3 protein-coding genes are annotated in these 17,758 nt (G+C 74.8%); all 3 read left to right on the top strand.

What is annotated here, in order from left to right:
* The first annotated feature begins 127 nt into the window (after window positions 1-127).
* Window positions 128-4,873 (top strand): SDR family NAD(P)-dependent oxidoreductase, encoded by a 4,746-nt coding sequence (locus ACIRP7_RS34615; RefSeq protein ID WP_403667760.1) that lies wholly within the window; start codon window positions 128-130, stop codon window positions 4,871-4,873.
* 68 nt (window positions 4,874-4,941) lie between these two features.
* Entirely contained in the window at window positions 4,942-10,713 is a 5,772-nt protein-coding gene (locus tag ACIRP7_RS34610) for an SDR family NAD(P)-dependent oxidoreductase (RefSeq protein ID WP_403667758.1), read from the top strand.
* 27 nt (window positions 10,714-10,740) lie between these two features.
* Window positions 10,741-17,718 carry a type I polyketide synthase gene (locus tag ACIRP7_RS34605; protein ID WP_403667546.1) on the top strand — a complete coding sequence of 2,326 codons (6,978 nt, stop codon included), beginning with the start codon at window positions 10,741-10,743 and terminating at the stop codon, window positions 17,716-17,718.
* Window positions 17,719-17,758: the final 40 nt, after the last annotated feature.

Raw genomic sequence — 17,758 nt, 5'->3', positions numbered from 1 at the left:
GGAGGAACTGCTGGCCGGTCTGCGGGCGTTGGCGGCCGGGTCCGAGGCGCCCGGTGTCATCACCGGGCAGGGGGCCTTCGAGCGTCCGGTGTTCGTCTTCCCGGGACAGGGCTCGCAGTGGGTCGGCATGGCCACCGAACTCCTGAAGACCTCCGAGGTGTTCGCCCGGTCCATCGCCGACTGCGACAAGGCCCTCTCCCCCCACGTCGACTGGTCGCTCAGCGAAGTCCTGGGCAACGGTGAACAGTTGACCCGGGTGGATGTCGTTCAGCCCGCCCTGTTCTCGGTGATGGTGTCCCTCGCCGCGCTGTGGCGTTCCCTCGGCATCGAGCCCGCCGCCGTCATCGGCCACTCCCAGGGCGAGATCGCCGCGGCCGTCGCAGCCGGGGCGCTGACCCTGGAGGACGGCGCCAAGGTCGCCGCCCTGCGCAGCCGGGCCATCCTCAAACTCGCCGGGCACGGCGGCATGGTCTCGCTCCCCCTCCCCCACGACCGGGCCACCGAGCTCATCGCCCCCTGGCGCGAGCGGATCAGCGTCGCCGCCCTCAACAGCACCGACGCCACCGTCGTCGCGGGCGATGCCCAGGCGCTCGACGAACTCCTCGCCCACTGCGAGGAGCAGCGGATCCCGGCCCGGCGCATCGACGTCGACTACGCCTCCCACACCCCGCACGTCGAAGCCGTCGAGGACGACCTCGCCCGCCTCCTCGCGGGCGTCACCCCCCGTACCGGCTCGGTTCCCTTCTACTCCACGGTCACCGGCGAAGCCCTCGACACCGCCGAACTCGACGCCGGCTACTGGTACACCAACCTCCGCCGGACCGTCCGGCTCACCGACGCTCTCCGGACCGCGCGCGACGCGGGCCACACCGCCTTCATCGAGTGCAGCCCCCACCCCGTCCTCCCCCACGCGATCGACGAGGTCCTGGCGGAAGCCGGCGCCTTCACCGTCGGCTCCCTGCGCCGCGACGAGGGCGGCTGGACCCGCTTCCTCACCTCCGCCGCCCACGCCCACACCCACGGTCTGCCCGTCGACTGGACCTCTCTCCTCGGCACCGGCGACCGCGACCCCGACCTGCCCACCTACCCCTTCCAGCGCAAGCGCTACTGGCTGGAGGCCGCACCGAGCGACACCGCCGACGTCCGTGCCGCCGGGCTCGACCCCGCCGACCACCCCCTACTCGGCGCCGTGCTCTCCCTCGCCGGCGACGAGGTGGTGCTGACCGGCAGGCTGTCGCTGAAGGCGCAGCCGTGGCTCGCCGATCACACCGTGTGGGGCACGGTTCTGGTGCCGGGGACGGCACTGCTGGACCTCGCCGTACGGGCCGCCGACCAGGTCGGCTGCACGGTGCTGGAGGAACTGACGCTCCAGGCGCCGCTCGTCCTGCCCGAGAACGGCGTCCTGCGGCTCCGGGTCACGGTCGGCGCGGCCGGCGACAGCGGCCGGCGGTCGGTGGCCGTCCACTCGCGGCCGGAGCAGGAGGCGGCCGACGAGTCCTGGGAATGCCATGCGACCGGTTTCGTGTCGCCGGGCATCACCGGGCCGGACTGGGACCTCTCGCAGTGGCCGCCGGCCGGTGCGCGGCCGGTGGACCTGTTCGGGCTGTACCCGCGGCTCGCCGGGAGCGGGCTCGGCTACGGGCCGGTGTTCCAGGGGCTGCGGGCGCTGTGGCGGCGTGCGGACGAACTGTTCGCCGAGGTCGTGCTGCCACAGGAGGAGCACGACGCGGCCGGCGGATACGGGATCCACCCGGCCCTGCTCGACGCGGCGTTGCACGCCAGTCTCGCCGAGGGCGTCGACACGGTCCGGCTGCCGTTCTCGTGGACGGGCGTCTCGCTGTACGCGACCGGCGCCACCACCCTGCGCGTACGTCTCGCGCCCCGGGGCGAGGACGGGCTCTCGCTGGCCGTCGCGGACCAGGAGGGCACCCCGGTCGCCGAGGTGGACTCGCTGGTGACCCGGGCGGTGAGCGAGGAACAGCTCAAGAGCGCCCGCGCGCCGGAGCGGGACCCGCTGCTGACGGTGGACTGGGTGGGTCTCGCCCTCCCGGACACCGAGCCGGACCGGATCGTCGTGCTCGGCACGGACGACCTGGACCTGGGCTTCGAGACGTGCCCCGACCTCGACGCCCTGGCGGCACTCGCGCCCACGGCGACGGTGGTGCTGGCCTGCGCGCCCCCGGCGGTCGCCGGGGAAGACACGGCCGGAGCCGTGCGCACCGAGGTGCAACGCGTCCTCGCCGTCGTGCGGCGGTGGCTGGCGGACGAACGGTTCGACGGGGGCCGCTTCGCGGTGGTCACGCGTGGCGCGGTCGGGGCGGACGGCGGCGAGAGTGCGCGGGACCTGGTTCACGCGCCCCTGTGGGGTCTGCTGCGCTCGGTGCAGTCCGAGCACCCCGGCCGGTTCGTGCTGGCCGACGTGGACAGGCGGGAGTCCTCGCGTGCAGTGCTGGGCCGTGCCCTGGCGTGCGGTGAGTGGCAACTCGCTGTGCGCGAGGGACGCGTGTCGGTGCCACGGCTGGTACGGGCCTTGGCCGGACGGGCGCTGCGGCCGCCGACGGACGGCTCGACGTGGCGGCTGGACACCGCCGGGAAGGGCACGCTGGAGAACCTGGCGCTGTTGCCGTGTCCGGAGGCGTCGGCGCCGCTCGCCCCGGGGCAGGTACGGCTCTCGGTGCGGGCTTCCGGCATCAACTTCCGGGATGTGCTGCTGGGCCTCGGTGTGGTCGACCAGAACATCATGGGCGGCGAGGCCGCGGGCGTGGTGCTGGAGGTGGCGCCGGACGTCACGGACCTGGCTCCCGGGGACCGGGTGATGGGCATGGTCCGGGGCTCCTTCGGCCCGGTCGCGGTCGTCGACCGCCGGCTGCTGGTGCCGCTGCCGGATGACTGGACGTACGCGGAGGGCGCCTCTGTGCCGGTCGCGTTCCTCACCGCGTACCTCGGCCTGGTCGATCTGGCGGGCCTGCGCGCCGGGGAGGCGGTGCTGATCCACGCGGCCACCGGCGGGGTGGGACTGGCCGCGCTGCAACTGGCCCGGCATCTGGGCGCCGAGGTGTTCGCCACGGCGAGCCCCGCCAAGTGGGAGACGCTGCGCGCGCTGGGCGTGCCCGAGGAGCAGATCGCCTCGTCCCGGACGCCGGCCTTCGAGGAGCGGATCCGGGCGGCGGCCGGCGAGCGCGGGGTGGACGTCGTACTGAACTCGCTCGCGGGCGAGTTCGTGGACGCCTCGCTGCGGCTGCTCACCTCCGAGGGCGGCCGGTTCCTGGAGATGGGAAAGACCGACATCCGGGACGCCGAGCGGGTCGCGGCCGACCACCCCGGCGTCTCCTACCTCTGGTACGACCTGGTCTCGGCCGACGTCGAGCACGTCGGCCGGATGCTGGCCGAGATGATGCCGCTGTTCCACAGCGGGGTGCTGCGGCCGCTCCCGACGTCGGTTTGGGACGTCCGGCGCGCCGTGGACGCCTTCCGTCTCATGAGCCAGGCCCGGCACATCGGCAAGCTGGTGCTCACCATGCCGCCGGCCGCGCTCGACCCGAACGGCACGGTGCTGATCACCGGCGGTACGGGCGCGCTCGGCGGCCTGGTGGCGCGTCGGCTGGTCGCCGAGCACGGCGTACGGCATCTGCTCCTGCTCGGCCGCCGTGGTCTCGCGGCCGAGGGCGCCCCCGCCCTGCGCGCCGAACTGGCCGAGGCGGGCGCGGAGGTGACCGTCGCGGCCTGCGACAGTGCCGACCGCGAAGCGCTGGCGGCCATCCTGGCCGAGGTGCCTGGGGAGCATCCGCTCACCGGTGTCGTGCACGCGGCCGGTGTCCTCGACGACGCGTTGGTGCGCTCGCTGACGCCCGAGCGGGTCGACGCGGTGCTGCGGCCCAAGGTGGATGCGGCCTGGCATCTGCACGAGCTGACCCGGGACCTGGATCTGGCCGCCTTCGTCCTGTTCTCCTCGGCGTCGGGCACGCTCGGCACCCGGGGCCAGGGCAACTACGCGGCGGCCAACGTCTTCCTCGACGCCCTCGCGGAGCATCGCAGGGCCCAGGGTCTGCCCGGTGTCTCGGTGGCCTGGGGCCTGTGGGAGCGGGCCAGCGGGATGACCGGCCATCTGGACGCCGGCGATCTGGCGCGGTTGCGCCGGGCCGGGGTGGGCGCGCTGGCCGACGCCGAGGGGCTGGACCTGTTCGACGCTGCGCTGGGCGCGGACCGGGCGTCGGTGGTGGCGATGCGGCTGGACCTCGGCGCGGTCCGCGCGTCGGGCACCGTCCATCCCCTGCTGCGGCAGCTGGTCGGCGCCCCGGCCCGGCGGGCGGTGGCGGCGCAGGCCGGACCGGCGGGCGCGGTGCCGGACGGGCGGGGCCTGCGGGACCGGCTGGCCGCCCTGCCGGCGGCGGAGTGCGGTCGGATGCTGCTGGATCTCGTGCGCGAGCAGGCGGCCCTCGTCCTCGGGCACGAGACGAGCGCGGCGATCGGCCTCGACCAGGCGTTCAAGGACCTCGGTTTCGACTCCCTCACGGCGGTGGAGCTGCGCAATCGCCTGAACACGGCGACCGGTCTGCGGCTCCCGCCGACGCTGATCTTCGACTGTCCTACGGCGGCGGCGTTGAGCGAGCACTTGCTGCGTGAACTGGACCTGGCCCCGGCGCCGCGGGCACGGGCCGAGGTCAGCGACGACGACATACGCCGGCTGCTCACCACGATCCCGCCGACCCGGTTGCGGGAAACCGGCCTGCTGACGGCCCTGCTGGAGCTGGCGGGACCGGCCGACGACGCGTCCGGCGGCCCGGCGCCCGCGCCGGACGGCGACCCGGACGACATCGACGACCTCGACGCGGACGACCTCATCGAGCTGGCGCTCGGCGCTGGTGACCAGTGACCGCGTACGGACTGCGGAGAGCGACCATGAGCGGAGAAGGAAACCCCGTGACGCACGACACGCAGGACATGGCGGGCACGCGGTCCGAGGACGGGGCCGGGACGAGCGACCGGGGCGGCGACCGCGCCGAGCGGATGACGGAGGCGCTGCGCCACGCCCTGAAAGAGAACCAGCGCCTCCAGCAGCAGAACCGGCAACTGGTGGAGGCCCGCCACGAGCCGATCGCCGTCGTCGCCATGAGCTGCCGCTTCCCGGGCGGCGTGCGCTCGCCCGAGGACTACTGGCGACTGCTGGCCGAGGGGCGGGACGCGATCACGCCGTTCCCGTCCGACCGCGGTTGGGACGTCGAGTCGCTGTACGACCCGGACCCCGACCGGCCGGGCCGCAGCTACGGGCGCCACGGCGGGTTCCTGCGGGACGCCGGCCGGTTCGACGCCGGGTTCTTCGGGATCAGCCCGCGTGAGGCCCTCGCCATGGACCCGCAGCAGCGGCTGCTGCTGGAGACCTCCTGGGAGGCCTTCGAGCGGGCCGGCATCGACTCGACGTCCCTGCGCGGCAGCTGCACGGGGGTGTTCGTCGGTGCTGCGCAGCTCGGCTACGGCCCCGGGACGGCAAGCGCGTCGGAGGGCACCGAGGGCTATGTGCTGACCGGCACCACGACCAGCGTCGCCTCCGGCCGGCTGGCGTACACCTTCGGGCTGGAGGGGCCGGCGATCACCGTCGACACGGCGTGCTCGGCGTCCCTGGTCGCACTGCATCTGGCGGCGCGGTCGCTGCGGGACGGCGAGTGCGAGCTGGCGCTGGTGGGCGGTGCGTCGGTGATGGCGAGCCCCTTCCTGTTCGTCGAGTTCAGCAGGCAGCGCGGGCTCGCGCCCGACGGCCGTATCAAGGCGTTCGCCGCAGCCGCCGACGGCACGAGCTGGGGCGAGGGCGTCGGGGTGCTGCTGGTTGAGCGGCTGTCGGACGCACGGCGGAACGGGCACCGGGTGCTGGCCGTGATGCGCGGCAGCGCCGTCAACCAGGACGGCGCCTCCAACGGCCTGACCGCCCCCAGCGGCCCCTCCCAGCAACGCGTGATCCGGGCGGCCCTCGCCGACGCGCGCCTCACCCCGGCCGACGTGGACGCGGTGGAGGGGCACGGCACCGGCACGAGGCTGGGCGACCCGATCGAGGCGCAGGCGCTGCTCGCCACGTACGGGAAGGACCGGGCGGAGCCGCTGTGGCTGGGCTCGGCGAAGTCCAACATCGGGCACACCTCGCACGCGGCCGGTGTCGCCGGGGTCATCAAGACCGTGCTGGCGATGCGGCACGGCGTCCTGCCCGCGACCCTGCACGTGGACGAGCCGACCCCGCACGTCGACTGGGAGAGCGGGTCGGTGCGGCTGCTGTCCGAGCGGCGGGAGTGGCCGTCCACCGGCCGGCCTCGTCGCGCGGCGGTGTCGTCCTTCGGGATCAGCGGCACCAACGCGCACGTCATCCTGGAGGAGGCCGAGGAGTACGCCGGGGAGGTCGTCGACAGGCAGGGCCGTTCCGGCGCAGAGACCGACGGGCAGGGCGCGTCCGGCGAGGAGGCCCGGCCCGGGGTTCCGGCGCTCGTTCCCTGGCAGTTGTCCGCCGCCGACCCGCGAGCCCTGCGTGCCCAGGCCGAGCGGCTGCGCGAGACGGTCGTCGCGCACCCGGACCTCGATCCGGCCGCGCTCGCCCTGCCGCTGGCCGTCCAGCGGGCGAGCCTCGACCACCGGGCCGTGATCGTCGGTACCGGCCGGGACGAGCTGCTCGCCGGGCTGGACGCGCTGCGCGGCGCGGCGCCGGCCGAGCCCGGCAGGATCGTCACCGGCACGGCGGCGCAGGGCGCGGGCCTGGCATTCCTGTTCACCGGCCAGGGCGCGCAACGGGCCGCCATGGGAAGGGAGTTGTACGCCGCCGAGCCGGTGTTCGCCGAGTCCCTGGACTCGATCTGCGCGTTCTTCGCCGAGCGGGCGGACCTGCCGCTGCGCGAGGTGCTGTTCGCCGACGAGGGATCGGAGCGGGCGGCGCTGTTGGACCGTACGCAGTGGACGCAGGCGGCGTTGTTCGCGATCGAGGTGAGCCTGTACCGGCTGGTCGAGTGCTGGGGGCTGCGCCCCGACCAGCTGCTGGGGCACTCCGTCGGTGAGCTGGCCGCCGCGCATGTGGCGGGCGTCTTCTCGCTGGAGGACGCGGTCGTCGCGGTGGCGGCACGCGGCCGGCTCATGCAGGAGCTGCCGTCCGGGGGGCTGATGGCAGCCGTCCAGGCCACTGAGGACGAGGTCGTCGAACTGCTAGCGGGCCACACCGGTCTGGCGGGCGTCGCCGCGGTCAACGGGCCGGCCTCCGTGGTCGTGTCGGGTGACGAGGACGTGGTGCGCGCGGTGGCCGGGACACTGCGCGGCCGGGGGCGGCGGACGAAGGAGCTGGCCGTCAGCCACGCGTTCCACTCGCCGCGCATGGACGGCATGCTGGACGCCTTCCGCGCGGTCCTGTCGTCGCTGGACCTGCGCGAACCCCTCATCCCCGTCGTCTCCAACGTCACCGGCCGCCCGGTCACGGCCGAGGAGATCCGCTCCGCCGACTACTGGGTGCGGCACGTGCGCCAGGCGGTGCGCTTCCACGACGGTGTGCGCACGCTCCTGGGCCTGCGGGTGCGTACCTTCCTGGAGCTGGGGCCGGACGGGGTGCTGTCCGCGATGACCCGCGAGATAGCCGCCGCCTCGCTGCCCGAAAAGGAGCGCTCCGAGGTCCTCGCGGTGCCGCTGCTGCGCCGCAACCGCTCCGAGGCCCGCACGGTCCTCACCGCCGTGGCCGAGGCACATGTCCGGGGTGTCACGGTGGACTGGCGGGCCCACCTCACGGCCGCCGGGGCCGGGGCCGGGTCCGGGTCCGGGCGGCGCCTGCCGCTTGAGTTGCCGACGTACGCCTTCCAGGGCGAGCACTACTGGCTCTCCGCCGTCGAGGCCCCGCCGGTCGAGCCGGGCGATCTGGGGCTGGACCCGGCCGGGCACCCGCTGCTCGGTGCCGCGCTCACCACGGAGGACGGCGGCGGACTGGTCCTCACCGGTCGGCTGTCCTCCCGTGCTCAGGGCTGGCTGGCCGACCACGTGGTACTGGGCTCGACCGTGGTCCCGGGCACCGCGTACCTCGAACTCGCCCTGCACGCGGGCCGGTTGACCGGCTGCGGCATCGTGGAGGAGCTGGTCCAGGAGAGCCCGCTGATCCTCGGCGAGGACGACTCCGTCCACATCCGCCTCACCGTCGGACCGGACGACGGCGGCGGACGCCGACGGTTCACCCTGGTCTCCCGGCCGGCGCCCGCGGAGGGCGAGGCCGCCGCGCTGCCCTGGACGCGCCACGCCGAGGGTGTGCTGTCGGCCGCCGACGCCGAGGCTCCCGCCGACAGCGGTCCGACGGGCGCGTGGCCGCCAGCCGGTGCCGTGCCGGTGGACCTCACCGGCTTCTACGACGCGGTCGCCCTGGACGGCTTCACGTACGGGACGTCCTTCCGGGGTCTGCGCACGCTGTGGCGCTCGGGCCATGACCTCTTCGGCGAGGTGGAGCTCCCGGAACCCTTCCGGGCGGAGGCGGCCCGCTACGGCGTACACCCCGCGCTGCTGGACGCCGCCCTGCACACGGCCCTGGTCGGCACCCCCGGCGAACAGGTGCGGCTGCCGTTCGCCTGGCAGGGTGTACGGCTGCACCGCGCCCGCGCCACGGCCTTGCGGGTGCATCTGTCGCCGGTCGGCGATGACGCGCTGGCGGTGCTGGTGGCGGACGCGGACGGGGCACCGGTGGCCTCGGTGGAGTCGCTGCGGATCCGGCCGGTCTCCGCCGAGCAGTTGGGGGCCGCCTCCCGACACCGGCACCCGGACACCCTCTTTCACGTCGAATGGGAGCCGCGGGCCGCCTCCGGCGCCGGGGTGGTCCGGGATGTCGTCGCCGTGGGCGGCGGCACGCTGCCGGACGGCCTGGCCGACGAGACGTTCGCCGATGTGGCGGCGCTGGGGGCGGCCGTGGGGGCCGGCCGGCCGGTGCCCGGCGCGGTGGTGTGGGACTGCGCGGCGTCGGTGCCCTCCGGCGCGGACGTCCCGGCGGCCGCTCGGGCCGTCGAGCGTGCGGTGCGGTCCGTGCTCGTCGACTGGGCGGCGGACGAACGGCTCGCCGGGGCACAGCTGGTCGTCGTGACCCGGGACGCGGTGGCCGTCGACGCCCACGCCGAGGTACGCGGACTGCGGCAGGCTCTGGTGTGGGGGCTCGCACGGGCCGCCCAGGCCGAGCATCCCGACCGGTTCGTGCTGTGGGACGTGGACGAGGCCACAGCGGGGGACGGGGGCCTGTGGCGCGCGGCGCTCGGTATCAGCGAACCTCAACTCGCGCTGCGCAAAGGCATGTTGCTGACGCCCCGGCTGGTGCGCACCCGAGCGTCGGCCTCGGGGGGCCGGGCGCCGGTCGCGGGACTCGGGCCCGAGGGCACGGTTCTCGTCACGGGCGGAACGGGCGCCCTCGGCCGCCTCGTCGCCCGCCGTCTCGTGACGGAGCACGGTGTGCGCAGGCTGGTCCTGCTGAGCCGCGGCGGGTCGCGGTCCGCCGCTGCCCGGGAACTGGCCCACGCGCTGGGCGCCCTGGGCGCGGACGTGACCGTGGAGGCGTGTGACGCGGCCGACCGTGACGCGCTGTCGGCCGTACTGGCCCGGATTCCCGCCACGCACCCGCTGACGGGGGTGATCCACGCGGCGGGTGTCGTCGACGACGGCGTGCTGGACGCACCGGCCCCGGAAGTCGTGGACGCCGTCCTGCGCCCGAAGCTCGACGCGGCCTGGCATCTGCACGAACTGACCCGGGACATGGATCTGGCCGCGTTCGTCCTGTTCTCCTCCGCAACGGCCACGCTCGGCGCCCCGGCCCAGAGTTCCTACGCGGCGGCCAACGCCTTCCTCGACGCCCTCGCCCAGCATCGCGCCGCACTGCGGCTGCCGGCGCTCTCGCTGGCCTGGGGCGCGTGGGACGCGGGCATGGCGGCCCGGCTGGACGACACGGCCGCGCGGCGCATGCGGCGCTCCGGCGTTCTCCCGCTGGCCCCCGAGGAAGGACTGGCTCTGTTCGACACGCTTCTGAGGGCCCCGGACTCCGGGGGCCGGACACAGGGGGAGCGGACACCGCGCACGCTGCTGCCGGTCCGCCTCGACACGGCCGCGCTGCGCGGCGCGGGGGACTCCGTTCCCGCGCTGCTGCGCGGGCTGGTGCGCTCGGCGGCCCCGGCGGCAGCGGCCGGGGCGTCGGCACGGGAGGACGCCTCGGGTGAACTGCGGCGGCGGCTCGTCGGAGTCGAGCCGGAGGAGCGGGAGCGGATCCTGCTCGATGTGGTGCGTCGCACGGTCGCCGAAGTACTCGGGCACACCGACGGCTCCTCCGTCGCACCGGGGCGCGCCTTCAGCGACCTGGGATTCGACTCACTGACGGCCGTGGAGCTGCGCAACCGCCTGGGGGCCGTCACCGGGCTGCGGCTGCCCGCGACCCTTGTCTTCGACCATCCGACGGCACAGGCTCTCGCCCGGTACGTGGACGGCGCGCTGCCGCGGGACGACGTCCCGTCGGCCGAGCCGGTGCTGGCCGAACTCGACCGGCTGGAGCGTTCGCTGGCCGGCCTCGCGGCCGATCACCCCGACCGCGCCCGGGTCGCCGCGCGGCTGCACGCGATGGTCGCCGGCTGGGGCCCGCGACCGGCGGCGACCGCCCAGACACCACCGGAGGAGGCGGCGTCGCCCCTCGACACGGCCGACGACGACGAGGTCTTCGCCTTCATCACCAACGAACTCGGGATCTCCTGACCCGTGCGGAACAGAGAGGACGGCGCAGTGGCGCACAGCGAGACCACCGAGGACAAGCTCCGCTACTTCCTCAAAAAGGTGACGACCGACCTCCAGCAGACCCGTGTGCGCCTCACGGAGCTGGAGTCCGTCGAGGGCGAGCCGATCGCCGTCGTCGGCATGGCGTGCCGGTATCCCGGCGGCGTCGAGTCGGCGGACGGGCTGTGGCGGATGGTCCTGGAGGGCCGGGACGCGATCGCGCCGTTCCCGACCGACCGGGGCTGGGACCTGGAGTCGCTGTACGATCCCGACCCGGATGTGCCGGGGACGACGTACAACCGCGAGGGCGGGTTCCTCGACGAGGCCGGCCACTTCGACGCCGGTTTCTTCGACATCGCCCCGCGCGAGGCCGTCGCCATGGACCCGCAGCAGCGGCTGCTGCTGGAGACCGCGTGGGAGGCGTTCGAGTACGCGGGCATCGACCCGACGACGCTGCGGGGCAGCCGCACGGGCGTGTTCATGGGTACCGGTCAGCAGGACTACGCGGCGCTCGTGCGGCGCACCCCCGAGCTGGAGGGCTATCTGATCGGCGGCCTCGCCGCGAGCGTCCTGTCGGGACGGCTGTCGTACTTCTTCGGACTGGAGGGCCCGGCACTCACCGTCGACACGGCGTGCTCGGCGTCGCTGGCCGCCCTCCACGTGGCCGTGCAGTCGCTGCGGCGCGGCGAGAGCGAACTGGCGCTGGCCGGGGGAGCGACCGTGATGGCGGAACCCGGCATGTTCACCGCGACGGCCCGCCAGCGCGGTGTGGCGTCCGACGGCCGCTGCAAGGCCTTCGCCGCCGCCGCGGACGGTACGGGCTTCAGTGAGGGCGCCGGTGTCCTCGTGCTGGAACGGCTGTCGGACGCGCGACGCAACGGCCACCGGGTACTGGCCGTGGTGCGCGGCAGCGCCGTCAACCAGGACGGCGCCTCCAACGGCCTGACCGCCCCCAGCGGCCCCTCCCAGCAGCGCGTCATCCGGCAGGCCCTCGCAGACGCCCGCCTCACCACCGCCGATGTGGACGTGGTGGAGGCGCACGGCACGGGCACCACGCTCGGCGACCCGATCGAGGCACAGGCGCTGCTCGCGACGTACGGCCAGGACCGCGAGGAGCCTTTGTGGCTGGGCTCGTTCAAGTCCAACGTCGGGCACACGCAGGCTGCCGCGGGGGTCGGCGGAGTGATCAAGATGATCATGGCGATACGCCATGGCATCCTGCCGAGGACCCTCCATGTCGACGCGCCCACCCCGCACGTGGACTGGTCGGCGGGCAAGGTGGAACTGCTCACCGAGCAGCGTGAGTGGCCGGCCACGGGCCGGCCCCGCCGCGCCGCTGTCTCCTCCTTCGGCGTCAGCGGCACCAACGCGCACGTGGTGCTGGAACAGGCTCCCGCCGAGGACCCGGAGCCGGCGGACGAGCCCGCTCCGTCCAGCGCGCCCGTCGCGCCCGTCGTCCCGCTCGCCCTCTCCGCACGCGACACGGCCGCGCTCCGCGCCCAGGCCGAGCGCCTGGCCGCGCGCCTGGACGACCTTCCGGACGTACGCGAGGTCGCCCACGCCCTCCTCACCCAGCGAGCCGGCCTCGACCACCGCGCGGTGGTCCTCGGCACCGACCGGGACGAACTCCGGTCCGGGCTCGACGCCCTGGCCGCCGGTGCCGCGGATCCCGGCGTCATCACCGGGCAGGGCGTGTACGAGCGTCCGGTGTTCGTCTTCCCTGGTCAGGGCTCGCAGTGGGTCGGCATGGCCACCGAACTCCTGAAGACCTCCGCAATTTTCGCCCGGTCGATCGCCGACTGCGAGGCCGCCCTCGCCCCGTACGTCGACTGGTCCCTCACCGAGTTGTTGTGCGGCGAGGAGCGGATCTCCCGCTCCGACGTCGTGCAGCCCGCCCTGTTCTCGGTGATGGTCTCCCTCGCTGCCCTGTGGCGCTCCCTCGGCATCGAGCCCGCCGCCGTCATCGGCCACTCCCAGGGCGAGATCGCGGCGGCCGTCGTCGCCGGCGCCCTCCCCCTGGAGGACGCCGCCAGGATCGTCTCCCTGCGCAGCCAGGTTCTGCTCGCCTGCTCCGGACGGGGTGGTCTGGTCTCCCTGGCGGTGTCCGAGGAGCGGGCCGAGGAGCTGATCGCGCCCTGGCAGGGGCGTATGTCCGTCGCCGTCCTCAACGGCCCCGCGGCCACCGTCGTCGCCGGAGAGCCGCAGGACCTCGACGAACTCGTCGCGCTCTGTGAGGAGAAGGAGATCCGCGTCCGCCGCGTCGACGCCGACTACGCCTCGCACTCCCCGTATGTCGAGCCCGTCAAGGACGAGCTCGTCCGGGCCCTGTCGGGCGTCACGCCCCGTTCGAGCGCGGTGCCGTTCTACTCGACGGTCACCGGCGGACTCATCGACACGGCCCGGCTCGACGCCGACTACTGGTACGGCAACCTGCGCCAGCCCGTCCGCCTGATCGACGCGGTCCGCACCGCGTTCGCCGAAGGCCACACGGCGTTCATCGAGTGCAGCCCCCACCCCGTCCTCACCCTCGCCCTGGAGGCCAACGCCGAGGAGGCGGAGCGCGACGTCTTCGTCACCGGCACCCTCCGCCGCGACGAGGGCGGCTGGCCCCGTGTCCTCACCTCCGCCGCCCAGGCCCACGCCCATGGCCTCCCCGTCGACTGGAGCGGCTTCACGACACCGCCCGGCCGGGTGCTGGACCTGCCGGCCTATCCCTTCCAGCGCAAGCGCTACTGGGTGGACGCCCGGCCGGCGGACACCGTCCCCGCCCATCTGGGCGCCGTTCCCGCGTTCGCGTCGGCGGGCGCCGGCAAGGAGTCCGCGGGCGACGCCGAGGGCATGGACCTGGCGCGCCGGCTGGCCGCACTGCCCGAGGCCGAGCGGCGGCAGTCGGTGCTGGACCTGGTGGTGGACCAGGCCACGGCCGTGCTGGGCCTCGATACCCCCGTCGCGCCCGACCGCACCTTCAACGACCTCGGCTACGCCTCGATGACCGCCGTGGAACTGCGCAACCGGCTGCGCGCCGCGACCGGCACCCGGCTGTCGGCATCCGTGGTCTTCGACTACCCGACGCCCGAGGCCCTCGCCGGGCATCTGCTCGACCGGCTCTCCGGCACCCGCGACCGGGCTCCGGTGGCCCGGGCCGACACGGCGGCGGACGACGACCCGATCGCGATCGTCTCGATGGCCTGTCGCTTCCCAGGGGGCGTTCGTGGGCCGGAGGACTTGTGGCGGCTGGTCGCGGACGGCACCGACGCGATCTCGTTGTTCCCCAAGGACCGCGGCTGGGACGTGGAGGCGGTCTACGACCCCGACCCGGAGCGCGTCGGCCACACGTACACCCGCGAGGGCGGCTTCATCGACGACGCCGACCGCTTCGACGCGGCGTTCTTCGGCATCAGCCCGCGCGAGGCCCTCGCCATGGACCCGCAGCAGCGGCTGCTCCTGGAGACCTCCTGGGAGCTGTTCGAACGCGCCGGCATCGACCCGACCACCCTGCGCGGCAGCCGTACCGGCGTCTTCGCGGGCATCAGCGGACAGGACTATCCGCAGCTGATGGCGGGGACGGCCGCGCGGCAGGGCGTCGAGGCCTTCCTGATGACGGGCAGCGCGGCGAGCGTACTGTCCGGCAGGGTCGCGTACACCTTCGGCCTGGAGGGCCCGGCGGTGACCGTGGACACCGCCTGCTCGTCGTCGCTGGTGGCACTGCACCTGGCGGCGCAGTCGCTGCGCTCGGGCGAGTGCGAACTGGCGCTGGCCGGTGGGGCCACCGTGCTGTCCACGCCGGAGGCGTTCATCGGCTTCAGCCGGACGCGCGGACTGTCCCCGGACGGCCGGTGCAAGCCGTTCTCGGCCGACGCCGACGGTACGAGCTGGGGTGAGGGCATCGGACTGGTGCTGCTGGAACGGCTGTCGGACGCCCGGCGCAAGGGGCACCGCGTGCTGGCCGTCGTCCGGGCCACCGCCACCAACCAGGACGGTGCCAGCAACGGGCTGTCCGCGCCCAACGGACCCTCGCAGCAGCGCGTCGTCCACCAGGCCCTGGCCAACGCCCGCCTCGCCCCCGCCGACGTCGACGCCGTGGAGGCGCACGGCACCGGCACCACGCTCGGCGACCCCATCGAGGCGCAGGCACTGCTGGAGACCTACGGCCAGGACCGGCCGGCCGACCGGCCGCTGCGGGTGGGCTCGGTGAAGTCCAACATCGGGCACACGGCCGCCGCCGCCGGCGTGGCGGGCGTGATCAAGATGGTGAAGGCGATGGAGCACGGCGTCCTGCCGGCCACGCTCCATCTGACCGAACCGACCCCGCACGTGGACTGGTCCGCGGGTGCCGTGGAGCTGCTGTCCGAGGCGGTCCCGTGGCCTGAGACCGGGCGTCCGCGCCGCGCCGGTGTGTCGGCGTTCGGCATCAGCGGGACGAACGCGCACGTGATCCTGGAGCAGCCGTCCGAGGAGGACGGGACGCCGTGGGCCGAGGAGCACACGACGGCACCGGAGACACCGCGGGCCGAGGAGCCCATGACCGCGCAGAGGCCCCTGCCGTGGCTGCTGTCGGCACACAGCGGGGCGGCCCTGCGGGCGCAGGCGGAGCGCCTGCACGAGCACCTGTCCGCGCGGCCGGGGACGGACCTGGCGGCCGTGGCCGGGACGCTGGCCCTCACCCGCGCCGCCCTGCCGCACCGGGCGGTGGTCGTGGGCGCCGACCGGGCGGCCCTCGAGGCGGGTCTCGCGGCCCTGTCATCGGGCGCGCCGTCCCCCGGCCTGGTGCGCGGTACGCCCGCCACCGGCCGCGTCGGTTTCCTCTTCCCCGGCGAGGGCGGCCACTTCCCTCGCGCGGGGCGGGAGTTGTACGAACGGCACCCGGTCTTCACGCGGGCGCTGGACGAACTGTGCAAGACGCTGGACGGGGAGCTGAACCCCGATGGCGACACGGCCCTGCCCGGGCTGCGGGAGGCGCTGTTCGCCGAAGCCGGCACCCCCGAGGCGGCCATGCTGGAGGAGACCGGGTACGCCCAGGCCGGTCTGTTCGCCGTCGGCGCCGCGTCCTTCTGGCTGCTCCGGTCCTGGGACGTGGTCCCGGACGTGCTGGGCGGCCACGCGGTCGGCGAGCTGACGGCCGCGTACGCGGCGGGCGTGCTGTCGGCCGAGGACGCCTGCCGGCTGGTGGGGGCGCGCGGGCGGCTGCTGCGGGCGGCGTCCGGCGAGAGCGAGGGCGCGTGGCAGCGGCCGTCGGGCGAATCCCGCCCGGCGCCGCCCGACGGTGCCCTGGAGGACTTCGCCCGGCTGGCGAGCACGCTGGCCTTCCGTCCGCCGCGCATCGCCCTGCTGTCGAGCGGAACCGCCGAGGAGGCGGGCACGGCCGGGTACTGGGTGCGCCGACTGCGCGAGGAAGCCGGTGCCCGTGATGTCGTGGGCGCACTGCTGGACGCCGGGGTCACGACTGTGGTCGAGGCCGGCGCGGCCGGGTCGCTGACGGCCCTCGTCGAGGACGTGGCGGCCGAGCGGCCGGGCCCGGCCGTCGAGGCGGTGCCGCTGCTGCGGCGCGACCACCCGGAGGAGCAGAGCGTGGTGGAAGCGCTGGCCCGGCTGCACGTGCGCGGGGTGCGGGTCGACTGGTCCACCGTCCTGGACGTCCCGGCCGGCGTGTGTGTCGACCTCCCTACGTACGCGTTCCGGAGCCGCCGTTTCTGGCCGGAAGGCACGCTCCCGGCAGCGGCCTCGACGGGCGGCGGCGCGGACGAGGAGCGGTCGGCCGAGGACGCGGCGGCGCTGCTGCGCGAACGCCTGGCGCCGTTCACGGCCGACGCTCGTGAGGACGCCCTGCGCGCCCTGATCGCCCGGCATGTCGCCGCGGCCGTCGGGCACGCCGACACCACCGAGGTCGAGGCGGCGCCCAGCCTCCCGGAGCTGGGCATCGAGTCTGTCATGGCCGCGGAGATCCGCGCCCACCTCCAGACGGCCACCGGAGTGCGGCTGCCCTCCACGGCCCTCTTCGAGCACCCCACGCTCGACGGGTTCGCCGCCCATCTCCACACGCTGCTGGTCACCGCCTCGCTCCTTCCCCCGCCCGGGAACGAGGACCCCGGGGAGTCCCCCGCCCCCACGACCGCGGCATCCGGTTCGGAGCCCACCGGCGCGGGCGTCCTCGCCTCGCTCGCCGCGCAAGCCGCGAAGGACGGCCGTTTCGCCGAGTTCACCACGTTCCTGCAGGACGCGGCCCGGTTCCGGGAGACGTTCGACGCGCAGGACGTCGCGGCCGGGGGGGTACGACGGCCCGCGCCGGTGCGTCTGACGCGCGGCGGTGACGGACCCGCGCTCGTGTGCTTCCCGTCGTTCGCGGGCAGGTCCGGCGCCCATCAGTACGCCCGGCTCGCCGCCGGCGCACGCGGCGAGAGGGACGTGTGGGTGCTGTCCGCGCCCGGCTTCGTGGCGGGCGAACCACTGCCCGCCGACCTCGCCGCGCTGCTCCGGCTGCACGCCGACGACGTCGAACGGTGCGTGGACGGCAGCACGCCCTTCGCTCTCCTCGGGCACTCCGCCGGAGGCTGGCTCGCGAACGCGGTGGCCGTGGAACTGGTGCGCCGGGGGCTGCGTCCGGCGGCCATGGTCCTGTTGGACAGCTACGCGCCCGGCAGCCCGGTACTGCCGCGCATCGGGGAGTACATCGGCCGCTCGATGTCCGAGTCCCCCGCCGAAGGCGCCGCCGCCCTCCTGGACGACACCGTGCTGACCGCGATGGGCGGCATCGCCCGGGTCTTCGCGGGCTGGCACCCGGCCGACCTCGGCGTCCCCGCCCTGCAGGTCCGGGCGACCGAGCCGCTGGCGGAACCCGGGTTCCCCGACTCCGGCTGGCAGGCGCACTGGCCCGCCCTGCCCGCGCCCGTCGAGGTGGACGTGCCCGGCGACCACTTCACGATGATCACCGAGCACGCCGCGACCACGCTCGACGCGGTCCGCACCCACCTCGCTTCCCTGCCCCGGTGACCCTCACCGGCCTCCCCTCCCCCCTCCCCCGCAGCCTCCG

Source organism: Streptomyces sp. NPDC102270, assembly GCF_044766405.1.
Taxonomy (GTDB): domain Bacteria; phylum Actinomycetota; class Actinomycetes; order Streptomycetales; family Streptomycetaceae; genus Streptomyces.
The sequence above is the reverse complement of the archived record's forward strand: the minus strand, read 5'-3'. Positions and strand labels throughout refer to the sequence as shown.

Excerpts from the sequence above, each read along its gene's own strand:
- ACIRP7_RS34615 (WP_403667760.1), top strand. The coding sequence starts at position 128 with ATGGCCACCGAACTCCTGAAGACCTCCGAGGTGTTCGCCCGGTCCATC.
- ACIRP7_RS34610 (WP_403667758.1), top strand. The coding sequence starts at position 4,942 with ATGGCGGGCACGCGGTCCGAGGACGGGGCCGGGACGAGCGACCGGGGC.